Genomic DNA, 12,876 nt, shown 5'->3' on the forward strand with positions numbered 1-12,876 from the left:
CACTCACCGCAAGGCAGATATCTCTACGCTACATTATATCACCCATAGGTGTATTCGGTATTTCAGTTTTGTAAACTTTATCCATATTAGGGGTTGATATTTTTGCGGCGGTGTGGTATGATAGAAAAAAGAAATATCATAGATCGGAGGGAAAACTTATGACTTCAAACATCACAGTCAACACCCAAAACAGCATACGCATAGCCGCAGAGAAGATACTGCGCTTTGACCCCTTCGCCCTGCCCTCGGCAGTATATGACGCCGATATTATTATCCTGACCCACGACCACTACGACCACTTCTCCCCCGAGGATATCGCTAAAACAGCAAATGACAGCACGCTGTTTGTTGCTCCTGCAAGTATGGCTGTTGCTATGAAAAATGCAGGCATTCCGCAATAAAGGGTAACATACCTTACCCCCCAACGAGAGCTGCGAGCTTTGCGGCATAAAAATCGAGGCCGTGCCCGCTTATAATCTTACCAAATCATTCCACCCAAAAGCCAAGGGCTGGCTCGGCTATGTGGTCGAAATCGGCGGCAGCATGGTCTATGTCTGCGGCGACACCGACGACACTCCCGAAGCAAGGTCGGTCAGCTGCGACATAATCTGCGTGCCCATCGGCGGAACATTCACCTGCGACGCCAAAAGCGCCGCCGAGCTGGTAAACGCCATTTCGCCCAAGGCCGCCATACCCACCCACTACGGCAAATATGTCGGCTCCACCGCCGACGCCGATGTATTTGAAAGCGCAGTATCTAAGGGGATTGAAGTTGTGAGGAAGATAGAATTTTAAGTTTAAGGCAACACCGCACAACCAACGGCTTACGCCTTTGTATGCCATATGCTTGAAAATTTTCCGTCATATCGCCCAAATCCACCTTGTCTTACGCCAGTAAAACTGCGGCGGATATAGGCAATCTGACGAAAAATTTGTCAGCGCATCTGACATACAATGGTCGTGCGGTATTGCCTTAAGGAAGCAGGCTTTGCAAACATAACCGGCAGCATGATAATTGGGGGCGACTCTGTGGGCAAGGAGCGCAAGACCGTTTCTTTGAAATTCGGGGACTGTCGGGATTACGATGCGGGCGATCTGTTTGACAGGAATGAAAGCTGTGTTGTTTTCTATCTTGCGAGTTATGAGGATATCAGGCAGGCCGATATGAAGGCTATGATAACCGTACCTCACGGCAGCAGCTACTATGTCACATTTGCATGAAAAGGCCGCCGAGGAGTTTAAAAAGTTGGGATTCACAGCTATAACCGTCAAGCCGCACAAGCGCAGAAAGAAAACGCAGAAGGGCGAGCCTGGCACAGCCGCATCAGTTATGATCGTGGGGCTTGACAAATTCAAAAAGAACAACCGCTTTGAAATGAATGCTGATGTTATCATAGAATATGTCGGCTTGGAAAATGAATGAACGCTGCCTTAACAGTTATTGGGACGTTTGATAAAGAAAAACAGTACAGCGCAAAGCTGTACTGTTTTGTTTTATATATGCTTTTACTGCTTGACCGATGATGTTTTAAGGGGGCTGTCATCGTCTTTTTCCACTTGCGGGGGATCGGCGTCTGTAAGCTTGCGTATAAGCAGGCTCTCGGTCATATTTGCCCAGTAATAAGCACTCATATACTCACCGCGGAAGGAATTGACCGCGATCATATCGCCGTTAAAAAAGCGGTACATATCGCAGGAGAGCTTTTCGGGGATTATGCGCATACAAGCGCTTTTAAGCTCAAAAGTATCTTCGATGCCGTATTCTCTGAGCGTATCACGCATAGAGCGGATAAGCGAATCGAGCTTTTTCTGTGCGGGGCGGTCATAGAATGCGTCCTCAAAGAGCACGGCATAGACCTCAGCACGGGTAACGCTGTTCCCTCTCCTGTCAACAAGAAAAGCAAACAGCTCCTTGCATTTTTTCTGCGCAAACAAAACAAGCCTGCCGTCAACGAATACATCAAAGCCGCCGAAGGTCTGCACTACTATGCGGCGGCTCAGATCCTTAAAGCTGATGAGCCTTGCATAGCTTATCTCCTCTAACAGCCTTTTTTCATCAAGGGGCTTTAGCATATAGCCCGTCGCGTGCACCGTAAAGGCGTCTGCGGCATACTGCGGGAAGGTCGTTAAGAATATTATCGCCGTGGAGAGGCTTTTTTGCTTGATCTTTGATGCAAGCTCTATGCCGCTCATACGGGGCATGGATATATCGAGTATCGCTATATCAACGATATGCTCGTCAAAATATTCAAGCGCCGACACGGGGCTTGTAAAGCTGACCGCCTCATCGACCTGCGCAATTTTTTGGCAGGCAGCGGCGGTGCGCTTTGCGGTCTGCGCGTCATCATCAACACAGATTATCGTCATTTTTACCCTCCCCTGCACATATCTCTTGATAACTATTATACCACCTAACGCACCACAATGCAAGAGCTTTTTTCTTACTTCTCACCCTAAAAAAAGCGCCCAAGGCATTGGCCTTAAGCGCTTTACAGATATTCTTTTGTCAGCTGCCGCTAAGTGCCGCAACTACCTCCTCGAAAGTCGCATCGGGTTCAAGCCCCAGCGCACCCATCATTTGGGTCTTTTCCTCCTTTGATGAGTTGAGGATATTTTTGGCACGCTTTTCGGTGAGCTTTTGGAAAGCTTTATCCTTCTGCTCGGCGGTCAGCGGCTCGTAGGCATTCTCTCCGTCAAGATCGACCTCAACGCCGAGACGCATTACCGCTATCTTTTCGGCCTCCTCGTCGCTAAGCTCTCTGCCGTCATCGCCTAGAGCACGTTCCTCGTTGCGTGTGAGCGCCATGCTCTTAGCCTCGTCCTTTATCTTCTTTGTCTTATCCTTAAGATAGTCATTGAGCACGTCTATCTTCACCGACTGCAAATTGCTCTTATCGGCACCCATACCTTCCTTTACCGTGCCCTTGCCGAAGTTCAAGCCCTTAAGGCCAACGCCTATAATCGAACCGATAGAGCCGACTATGCCGAGCGCCGCCCCGAGACCGCCTGCGTTGCCCATAAACTTTGACGCACCTGTGAGCAGCGACCCTGCAAAGCCGAAGCCGCCGCCGATAGCGCTCAAAAGCCCCTTGGTGTTTTCCTTTGCACGCTGGTTATGTATCATCTCGGCCTGCTTCATCGCATAGAGCTGCGCTTTGGCGGTATGGCGGCTCTGACGGGCGTTTTTAAGATCATTCATTTCAACGCCGCTGAGCTGACTATGATCCTTGTCCTTGAATGCCTTAAGGCTTTTACGGCTCGAATCCAATGCTGCATTGGCAGACCTCTTGGTCTTATCCCTTATCTTCATGGCGTCCTTTGCCGTATCCTTATGATGCTGCTTTTCCTTTTTGTTGGCAACATAATCGAGTATATTCGACACAAAGCCAGTAGTGCCCGAAACAATATCCATAGCGCCGCCTATGCTCTTGCCCGCCGTGCCGTCAACTCTGCCGTTTGAGCCGAACATACCGAGATTAGCGCCGCTGCTAAGCCCCGAGGTAATGCTCTGACCCATAGCCAAAGCGCCCGCCGCGGCTCTGTATTTTGCGACATCTCTTGTTTTGCGGTTTTTGCTCTTTTTGGCTCGGTAGATATTTGCGCCCATTTTAAGACCGCCCGCGACAGTACCGAGACCCGCTGTGGCAACATTTATATAATCCGCCGCATTAAGCGAGCCCTCGCCCTCGCTCATAGTCTTAGAATATTCCTCGGAGCCTGCACCGCCTGTCAACGACGCCGCAACGCCGAGACCCTTCGGCACAGTACCTGCCACAGCCGAAACGACACTTGCGCCCGTAAAACCTACACTTGCGTTATCTATTCTGTTAAGATGCTCAAGGCTGCTCGTATGCCCATTGGCTTTTTCACCCACATCGGCAGCCTTGCTGTTGTCGTCATCTTTTTTCTTTTTATGGTCGGTAACGAGCTTTTTCTTAAGCACGTTTTTTCTTGTTATCTTTATGGTAGTCTCTTCGGGGTCTACTCTCTTGCCGTCATTGTTATCAAGCACCTGCTCGGCTATCTGATCGACGACATTTTTATTTTCCTTGCCGCCCTGCTCGGGAGCATCGTCATTCTTCTGCCCTTGTTGCTCGCCCAGTGCCTCCTTGACTTCCTGCTTTTGGGGAGCGTTTTCCGGCTCCTGCGGCACCTCTGCGGGAACATTCGCCTCGGGCAGCGCAGATGATGCTGCCGCCGGCATACTGTTTCTGCCCGCAGCAACGTCTATATCGGCATTGCTCACAGACGGGCCGACTGGCTCAGACACGCTGTTTCTGCCCGATTCGGCCGCTACCTCCACAGAGTCGAGCATAGGTCTTTTCGGCATATTCAAACACCACCTTTACTAAAGGGAATACGGTCAATCACCGAATTTCAGACCGGTAGCTTTTACAAAGCCCGTCCTTCCCTGATATTCACATTTATACCATACGCCCTTATCACCCTGCTGCGAGCCTAATACCTTCACGGGCGCACCCGGCTTAAGCTCTGCTATGACCGCCTTGTTAAAGGAAGCACCCGTCCTGAAATAAACAGCGCCCGACGATGCTATGACCGTACCGTTGCTCGTATTGACAGTCTGCTCCTGCAGCTGCTCGGCTTCGGGCTGCGCTTCTTCGACAGTTTCCTCTGCCTGCGGCATTACCTCGGTCTCCTGCACGGTCTCCTCGGCCTTTTTGGCTTTTCTCGGCATATCTCTCACTCCTTATGTGTTATGTTATTACACAATAAGACCGCTCGCGTGAACGGTCTTATCGCTTAGCATATAGTTTATGATACTCTTGTCATACCCTCGTGAGCGATCTCTATAGCTTCGATAGCAACTTCCGAAGCAGAAGCGTTGAAATCGGGAGCCGTATATCTCATAGGCCAAGCATTGATGACCTGCCATGAAGCTGCGGGAGAGCCCTCTTCATCAAGCAGAGTTATTGTAATGGTCTTTCTTTCAACTGCGCCGTTCACGCCTGTTATCATCCAGTCATAGATAGCAGTTGAGTCAACTAAACCCTGTTTGAGGGTGATATTGCCATATCTCTTAAGGCCGGGTACCTTTGAAGGTGTTGTTTCCATATCGCCTTCTCTGTACTCTACTACATCAATAGATGCGTCAAAGCCTGTCGCCTCGGAAAAGCCGCCGGCATCTATACCGTCTATCTCGACCTTATATCTGAACCGTGTATGTGGATAAATCATGTTTTAAACCCCCTTCAATTATTCCGAATCGCCGGTCTTCTGTGTGATCCTGAAGATCACAAATTCAGCAGGCTTAACAGGTGCAACACCGATCACGCAGACTAAGCGTCCGTTGTCTATATCGTCCTGGCTCATGGTGCTTCTGCCGATATTTACGAAGAATGCTTCGTCGGCAGTAGATCCGGCAAGGGAGCCGTTTCTCCACATTCCGTTGAGGAATACGCTGATAGTTCTGTGTACTCTTGTCCACAGAGCCTCATCATTGGGCTCAAATACAGCCCAGTTGGTGTTTGCCTTGATAGACTCTTCAAGGAAGATGAACAGACGGCGTACATTGACATATTTCCAGCTCGGGTCGCTCGATACAGTTCTTGCGCCCCATACCCTTATGCCCTGTCCGGGGAACGGACGGATAAGGTTAACGCCCTTAGGATTGAGGATATCCTGCTCGCCCTTATTGAACTGGATATCAAGGCCTACGCATGACCTTACTACCTCGTTTGCGGGAGCCTTATGAACGCCCCTTGCATTGTCGCTTCTTGCAAAGATACCAATGATCGAGCCGGACGGCGGGATAGCGATATTCTTCTTATCGAGCGGATCGAAAACTGTGAGCCACGGATGATAGAGTGCAGCATAGCTCGAAGAGAATATATCTCTGTGAGCAACTATCTCATCTACCTTCTTGGCATCCCTCGGAACATCGAGCACTGCAAATCTGCTGCCGAGGTTCTCGCAGTGAGCTACAAGTGTAAGCTGAACGTTGGGATCAGTTATACCCGGAACAGCCATGATAGATACTACATCATTATCAAGGAAGGACTGGATACCCGTTCTGTTGCCTGCACCTTTATCCTCGCCTATGAACGTGCCAGCATCAACATCAGAGGCAGAGCCGTTGCTGCCGCCCGAGAATTCAACGGCAACTACCGTCTCGTCCTCCGAGCAGAGAGTGCCGAAGGGGTTGGTTATCTCGTTGGTGCCATTATACTGTACTGTTATAAGGTCTGACTTTGCGACCTTCTTGGATATGTAGTTGGGCGACTCGATATTGAACGAGAGATTATCGTAATTCTCTGTCGAATCGTCATACTTTACCTCCATAGAGATCTCACAGGTATAGATGACCTTTGTGGGGAGAAGGTTATTATCGGTTATATCGGCAGAGAAATCATTTGCAAATGTTATAACATTATCCTGATTCTTTTCTACCTTGTTGTATTCGATATTCTCGCCGTCTGTAAACGCAACTATATCACCGGGGATAAAGCCTGCGCCGTTCTTTACTCTGTACTTTCTGTCGCCGACAGCATCGAAGGCCTGTGTCTTGGCCTTTGAAGAGGGAGTAAGCTTAAGGCTTATGCTGTCGCCCCAAAGACCGGGATCCTTTGCTGTAAATTCAAGCTCGCCTACCGCGGCTGCTGCGCACTTAGCGCTTGAAGGTGCAACTCTTGAAATGAATGCACGAGTACCGCCGTTGATAAAGAAATGCTCAACTGCATAAGCTAAGAAGCGGTAATCACCGAACTCGTTCTCGGAAAGGAAACCGCCGTATTTTCTTCTGAAATCCGCAAAATTAGTAACAAGCTGCGGAACGCCGCCTATCGGGCCTTTTTCGGCAAGACCCACAAAACCTGCCGTACTTGTTCCGACACCCTCCATAGGCTTACCGCCGGACTCAAACTCCTCGACATATACACCGGGAGATAAATATTCTGCCATAAAGATCGCTTTTACCCGAGCAACGGGTAAAAACCGTTCCCCCTTTCGTTATTTGATCTTGTTATCACGCTGATTTGTGATTACAACATTATTATAACACCGCATTATAACAAAATCTATAACTCAAACTATAATTCATTCTCGTTATTTTCATTATTTGCATCATCATTCTCATCATCATCATTGTCTGCGGCGGCAAGTTCTTCTTTGGTCACAGTCTGCTGCTCCTGCTCGGCCTGCTCCTTGGCGTAGGTCTTTCTGCGTGCCTTGCGCAGCCTTGCCATAAATCTGTCACGGTACTCGGTCTCCTTATGCACCCGCCGCTCGAGCCGCTCACGCTCGGAATAATTATCGTTCTGTGACCCGCTCATACTGCGAAGCTGAGAAAGCTCAGCCTTATCCTCCTCGAGCCGCAAAAGCGGCATGGCATCGCGCTGTTCCTTTGAGACGCGGCGTTTTGCCATTATCTCAAATTCCCTTATCATACGCATTTCGGAAATATTTCTGTCGGCACGGTATGCAAAAGCGCCATGTCTGTCGGCATAGAGGTTGGTATAGAAGTCACCGTAAGCACCTATCCTCTTTTTGCGGCGTGTGCCTTTGAGCTTTTTCTTGTCGCTGTCAAGAGTCACCTCGCCCGGCTCCTTCACGGTGTTCACCGATATGAGCATCTGCCCGTATTTATCGGCACCCACCGAAACGTTGTCAAATGAGTTTTTGATACCCATGACCTCATAGTATTTCTCGTCCTGCGGGTTAGGCTCATAGCCCTCGACCTTTTTCTTGTCCTGCGTCTCGCTCTCGCGCACGTGCTCTGTGCCCTCGGAGAGGTTCAGCTTTTTATCGTAATTATCGTAATCGTCAAATACCGACAATCCCCCTCACCTCACTCGTCAAGGAAGTAGTAATACTCGCCCGCATCTGCCTTGGTAAATGCCTTGCCGCTCTTTGAATATTCATTTTTGAGTGATGCGATGATATGCTTCATACCCACCTCACCGCTGCCCTCGGCAGCCGCAAGGAAAGCGCTGTGCAGGGCAATGTTTTTGATATTGCTGCCCGACAGCTCGAAATTATCAACAAGATAATCGTAGTCGATACTGCTAAGGGGCAGCCTGTCGGGAAATGCTCTTTTCCACATCTCTCTGCGCCTGTCCGCATCGGGGAACGGGAAATCTATCATCAGCTTCATGCGGCGCTTGAAGGCCTCATCGAAGTTCTGCACAAGGTTGGTAGCAAGAATGACTATGCCGTGATATTCCTCTATCTTCTGCAAAAGGAACGCCGATTCCATATTACTGTATTTATCGTTTGAATCCCTGACCTCGGTGCGCTTTGAAAAGAGCACGTCCGCCTCGTCAAAGAAGAGTATCACCTTGCTTTTCTTAGCATTATCAAATATCTCGTCAAGGTTTTTCTCGGTCTCGCCGATATATTTGCTGACCACGTTTGCAAGGCTTATTCGGTATATCTCAAGCCCCAGCTCGTTAGCTATTATCTGTGCTGCCATAGTCTTGCCCGTGCCGGGTGGGCCTATGAAAATCATAGACACGCTCCTGCCGTAGGCTATCTTATCGGCAAAGCCCCACTCATCATAGACCTTATGCCGATAGCGCACCTGATCGCAGGCGGTCTTTAAAAGCCTTTTGCTGTGCTCGGGCAGCACTATATCCTCCCAGCCGAAAACGCAGTTTATCCTGACCGCCTTGCTGCCCATATCGGAGTTTACCGAGCGGGTGCAGCCTGTTTTTATATCGGCAAAGGTGAGCTTATCGCCCTTTGACAGCATAGCCGCAAAGCGCAGGGCTTTCTTTAAGCCGCCGACCGTGAAGGAATACTCGCTCACAAGTTCGGAGATATCGGCGCTTCCGTCGGTCTGATAAAAGCGCAGCTCATTTTCCCATATCCTGTACTGTTCCTGTGTGGAGGGAGCACCTATGCTTATATTCACCGTCTCGATGAAAGAGCCTTCAAAAGCCTCGCCGCAAACAGCCAAAACCACACCCGTTTCCTGCGCAAGGGCACAGGCAAAGCGCCAAAAGCTGCCGCTGTCAGAGCTTTCATCATCAACTATTACAGCAGCTGCACCGAGCCACATCAGCTTTGTCGAAAGCTCCTTGATACGCCTTATATCACAGCGCTTATCTGGGCGTATGAACACACTGTCGATGCCCACAGCTTTGAGTGCAAGAGCAGCCGCCGTGCGTCTGCCGCTGCCCTCCTCGCCCGTGACTGCAATTATGCGGGAAATGCCATTTTTATCGGCCTTTACGGCAGCAGCTATCTCCTGCTCGGCTGCCTTGTTTTGCGATAGGTCTATATAATGCAGCCCCTCGCCGATATCATTTAAAAACAACTCATCATCTATCTCGCCGCAGGCTATGAAACGTGCGGCAAAGGGCTTGATGGTCATAAGGGCATTACAGCGCGGCGCTGTGCCGTCAAACACGCGATCAAGGACGGTATATTCCGACAGAGATCCGCACACAGGCAAAATATCGCTGACCCCCAAAAACAGCTCACACGCCGCCTCAGGGGTGATGCTGCCCGCCGGCAGGCCGTATAGCCTGAGGAGTACATCTGATGCAGGCCTGCTGAAATTTACAAGTGCGCCGAGTATAACTGTCAGGCTCTCAAAGCCGCTGCACCCGTAAAGAATATCGCAAAGCGGCGTATTATCGGCCTTTGGCAGCATACTTAATATACCCTCTGCCCCCGACTTGTCAAAGCCGTTCTTTTCAAACGCCGCAAGATAAGCGTTCATAGCGCAAAACACAGGCTCATATTCAGAAAACATCTTATCTCACCCCTCGGTCTCATTTGCAAACCCCGAAAGAAACTCGTTTTTGAGCCACCTGCTGGGGGCTATGCCAAGCTCCTTATCTATGGTTTTTGCATATTCGTCATATTTTTTCTTGGCTTTATCGGGCATACCGAGCGCAAAGCAGCACTGTATATAGCTGCACACTATCTGCTCGGAGAACGGGTCGGCAGCAGATGCGTTTTTAAGGCAGAGCAGCTCCTTTTCCCTGTCGCCGCTTTCCTTATATATATCCGCAAGCATCTGTGAGGCGCTGACAAAGCACCTGTCGTAATACTCCTTTTTCTCCTGCGAACAAAAGCTCTCGCTGTCGCCTAAATATCTTCCCCAGTAGCTTTCAAGCACGCCTGCGCGGGCTGTGAGCTTTTTGCGCTCGCCCTTTTCCATGGCCTCGCATACCTCTATTATCTCGCTGTCGTCCGGAACTATCTTTGACACATCGAGCATATAGCACTTGCTTTTATAGCTTATGATGTTTTCAAGCCCGTAGGCCGAAAGCTCACGCCGCAGCCCGTAGATTATGTTATGCAGCACAGCCACGGCATTTGCTGGTATCTCGTCCTTCCACAGGGCGTTCATTATATCAGACCGTGAGACAGGCCTGCCATTGCGCTCGAGCATATAGGCTATAAGCTCGGTGCTCCTGCGGCTCTTGCACTGTATCTCGTTATCGTTCACGGTCAGACGAAGTGTGCCGAACCTGTATATATGCAGCTTGCCGCTGTCATCGCCGTCCTGCTCTATCAGTGCGAGAGTGTCCTTCTCCTTTTGGTGCAGGAAGGGCAAAGGCAGCGAGTTTTCTTTTAAATACTCGCACGCACTCCTTACATTTTCAGCATACATCTCACGGTTGCCCTCATATCGAATAAGGCCGTTATATAGCCTGCGGCAGACGCTGTATCTGTTCTCCTTGCCGAAACGGCTGTCGGCCATATTATAGGCGGCCTCCATTTTCGCAAGAGCACCGCTGTAATAATAATACTGCGCGAGTATCCCCAGCACCTCGGGGTCGGTAGTGCGGCGCTCCTTCTCGATGATATTGCCGCAGTAGCCGATAAGCTCGAACTCATAGTTTTCAAGGAACCTCTCGCCGTGCTCCTTCAGTATGCGCTCCGCAGCAGCGGAGTTGCCGCTCACATCAAAGAGCTTTATCGCCTCGGCAAAGCGTTTACGGTCTATGTAGTAGGCCGAAGCTCTGTCGGTGACGGTCTTTTTGGTCTGTTTATCGAGCATACCCGCAAGCACACAGCGAATGACCTGCGGCAGCACGGCAGCGCCGCTGTCATCACGGCGCAGTATGCCCGCGGTCACTATGCGGTCTTCCCTCACGCCGCTGTCTCTGATACGAAACACCGATGCGGAAAACTCGGGGTCTGAGGAATAGATAAACGACATAAGTTTCAGCTGCTCTGCAAGCCCCTCGTCAAGGTCACTGAGCAGCTCGCAGGAGATATACCGTTCAAGCAGCGTTTTGCCGATGCATTTTTCTATATCATCGGCCGAAACTGCGGCCTTTGCGATCTCACACACCCCCGCACACCAGCCGTCTGTATAGGAATAAAGCGTGTTTACATACTTATCATCATACGCCCTGTCAAGAAGGCGCAGGCAGCAGGCGGTCTCGCTGCGTGTCAGCCGCATATCGTCTATGCCGAAAAGGACAGCCCGCCCGTTCATAAGGTAAGAAAGCATATATGCGGGCACGTCACGGCCTGCCGCAAGCAGCCTGAACCTGCCCTGGGCAGCCGCCTCGCACAAAAGCCCGAGCAGCGCTGACGCCGCCCTGTCGGTGACTTGATCGGCATTGTCTATAAGCAAAAGCCCACCCTGCCCCGAAAGGCTCTCAATAAAAAGCCTGACTGTCTGACAGTCATCAAGCCCGTGCGTGCTATCGCTTATATGCTCCGAAAGCAGCTGTGCGACCGAATGTGTGCTGTTATAAAAGGGCGCAAGCTCTATGTGCACGCTGCCCTCGTTATCTTCGGCAAGCTGCTTAAGGTAAGCGCTCTTGCCATAGCCTGCGCAGCAAACGATAACACCGAGCGTGGCGGTTATCTGCGGCCTTTCACGGCGCACAAGGCGCTCGTTTTTATACTCAAATATCTCACTCATAGGTCAATCAAGCTGTATTATCGAGGTGTCGTCATTCAAAAGCTCGGAAAGCTGCACATCGCCGCCTTTGAGCGACTGCAATATCCACACGCCCTGCACGGCTGTGTCGGCGGCTATCTGCCATGTCATCAGAAAGACCTTCATCATCTGCTCTGTGGGGGCGGCGGTATCGGCAAGATACGAGCAGCCGAAATAAAAATAGCCGCCCTCTCTTTCAAGCCCGAAGCTGCCAATCGTCAGGAACTTATTGAGATACAAAAGCAGCTCGTCTATGCTGTCACACAGTTCACTGTCAAGCTCTGCGCCAAGGGTGAACAGAATATCAACGGCGGCGGTCTGCTCAGTGGTCTCGTTTACCGAGATATTGCAGTCATCAAAGGTATCGCTGCTGTGCGGCTCAAGCACCAAAATATCCCTGCCGTCGATATCCTCATGCAGCACGTTCAGCCCGCGTAAAGAGAAAAACCCCTCGGTCTCGGAAAAAAGGCGTGTCTGAAATTCACTGTTCATCATTCTGCCTCCTTTTAAGCTCCTTAAGCAAAGTGTCGTTGCTCTCGCCGTTAAGAGCACGGTAAATAAAGCTGCCGAGGTCTGCGGCTATCGGCTTCATAGCCTCTATCGTTTTTAAAAGCAGCTCTGTTGCCCTTGCGGCGTCCATATCCTCGGGAAAGACCATGCCCTGACAGAACATCACCGAGCCGTTATCATCAAAGAGCCTAAACGACCCGAAAGCCGAGTAGCCGTTGAGACGGTTTATCAGCCTGCTTATATCACTGTATCTATCGGCGTCTATATCGGTAAAGAGGAATATATTCACCTCAAACACACCGAACATCTCATCTGCCGGCTGCACGGCTATCTGATAAGCGACTTCGGCATTCTCGTCAAAGGGCGATGCGACTGTCACGATAAGTACAGGTCCGTCATCGCTGTCGGCTATCTCGGCAGACTTTGCATTTTCGGCAAATGCGTTCATCAAAAGGCCGAGGTATTGTTTTACGGCTTGCGTATCCATTGAATATGAC

The 12,876-nt window shown here is 50.3% G+C and carries 14 protein-coding genes; 4 read left to right on the forward strand and 10 right to left on the reverse strand.

Features of this window, described 5'->3' with window-relative positions; all coding sequences use genetic code 11:
* Window positions 1-158 precede the first annotated feature (158 nt).
* The 4 genes from CD05_RS21120 to CD05_RS20575 all read left to right on the forward strand — a co-directional run bounded on the left by CD05_RS21120 (window position 159) and on the right by CD05_RS20575 (window position 1,423).
* Window positions 159-401 (forward strand): MBL fold metallo-hydrolase, encoded by a 243-nt coding sequence (locus CD05_RS21120; protein WP_051588896.1) that lies wholly within the window; start codon window positions 159-161, stop codon window positions 399-401.
* 61 nt (window positions 402-462) lie between these two features.
* A complete protein-coding gene (locus tag CD05_RS21125; protein ID WP_051588897.1) occupies window positions 463-795 on the forward strand; it encodes an MBL fold metallo-hydrolase in 333 nt (110 codons plus the stop codon).
* A gap of 159 nt (window positions 796-954) precedes the next feature.
* Complete coding sequence (locus CD05_RS0108475; protein WP_028510149.1) at window positions 955-1,221, forward strand: hypothetical protein; 267 nt, start codon at window positions 955-957, stop codon at window positions 1,219-1,221.
* Between the two features lie 25 nt (window positions 1,222-1,246).
* Window positions 1,247-1,423: a hypothetical protein gene (locus CD05_RS20575; RefSeq protein ID WP_156947377.1), complete on the forward strand. Its 177-nt coding sequence runs from the start codon at window positions 1,247-1,249 to the stop codon at window positions 1,421-1,423.
* An 83-nt stretch (window positions 1,424-1,506) separates the two neighbouring features.
* Here CD05_RS20575 and CD05_RS17980 read toward each other — a convergent pair whose 3' ends face one another.
* From CD05_RS17980 to CD05_RS0108530, 10 genes are all read right to left on the reverse strand, one after another.
* Window positions 1,507-2,367: a response regulator gene (locus CD05_RS17980; protein WP_051588898.1), complete on the reverse strand. Its 861-nt coding sequence runs from the start codon at window positions 2,365-2,367 to the stop codon at window positions 1,507-1,509.
* A gap of 139 nt (window positions 2,368-2,506) precedes the next feature.
* Window positions 2,507-4,330 carry a hypothetical protein gene (locus CD05_RS0108490; RefSeq protein ID WP_028510150.1) on the reverse strand — a complete coding sequence of 608 codons (1,824 nt, stop codon included), beginning with the start codon at window positions 4,328-4,330 and terminating at the stop codon, window positions 2,507-2,509.
* A 33-nt stretch (window positions 4,331-4,363) separates the two neighbouring features.
* Window positions 4,364-4,696 carry an SH3 domain-containing protein gene (locus tag CD05_RS0108495; protein ID WP_028510151.1) on the reverse strand — a complete coding sequence of 111 codons (333 nt, stop codon included), beginning with the start codon at window positions 4,694-4,696 and terminating at the stop codon, window positions 4,364-4,366.
* 77 nt (window positions 4,697-4,773) lie between these two features.
* Window positions 4,774-5,196, reverse strand: coding sequence for a phage tail protein (locus CD05_RS0108500; RefSeq protein WP_028510152.1), 423 nt, complete (start codon window positions 5,194-5,196; stop codon window positions 4,774-4,776).
* Window positions 5,197-5,214: 18 nt separating this feature from the next.
* Window positions 5,215-6,918, reverse strand: a complete 1,704-nt coding sequence (locus CD05_RS0108505) for a phage tail sheath subtilisin-like domain-containing protein (RefSeq protein WP_028510153.1) — start codon at window positions 6,916-6,918, stop codon at window positions 5,215-5,217.
* 128 nt (window positions 6,919-7,046) lie between these two features.
* Window positions 7,047-7,793 (reverse strand): hypothetical protein, encoded by a 747-nt coding sequence (locus tag CD05_RS0108510; RefSeq protein ID WP_028510154.1) that lies wholly within the window; start codon window positions 7,791-7,793, stop codon window positions 7,047-7,049.
* Window positions 7,794-7,804: 11 nt separating this feature from the next.
* Entirely contained in the window at window positions 7,805-9,715 is a 1,911-nt protein-coding gene (locus tag CD05_RS21130) for an ATP-binding protein (RefSeq protein WP_051588899.1), read from the reverse strand.
* Between the two features lie 6 nt (window positions 9,716-9,721).
* The gene (locus CD05_RS0108520; RefSeq protein WP_028510155.1) at window positions 9,722-11,851 is read right to left on the reverse strand and encodes a BTAD domain-containing putative transcriptional regulator; all 2,130 of its coding nucleotides are present in this window, start codon (window positions 11,849-11,851) and stop codon (window positions 9,722-9,724) included.
* A gap of 3 nt (window positions 11,852-11,854) precedes the next feature.
* A complete protein-coding gene (locus tag CD05_RS0108525; RefSeq protein ID WP_028510156.1) occupies window positions 11,855-12,361 on the reverse strand; it encodes a hypothetical protein in 507 nt (168 codons plus the stop codon).
* The gene (locus tag CD05_RS0108530) at window positions 12,351-12,866 is read right to left on the reverse strand and encodes a hypothetical protein (protein ID WP_028510157.1); all 516 of its coding nucleotides are present in this window, start codon (window positions 12,864-12,866) and stop codon (window positions 12,351-12,353) included. Before CD05_RS0108530 ends, CD05_RS0108525 begins: the two co-directional genes overlap by 11 nt.
* Window positions 12,867-12,876 lie beyond the last annotated feature (10 nt).

Source organism: Ruminococcus sp. NK3A76 (assembly GCF_000686125.1).
GTDB lineage: Bacteria > Bacillota > Clostridia > Oscillospirales > Ruminococcaceae > NK3A76.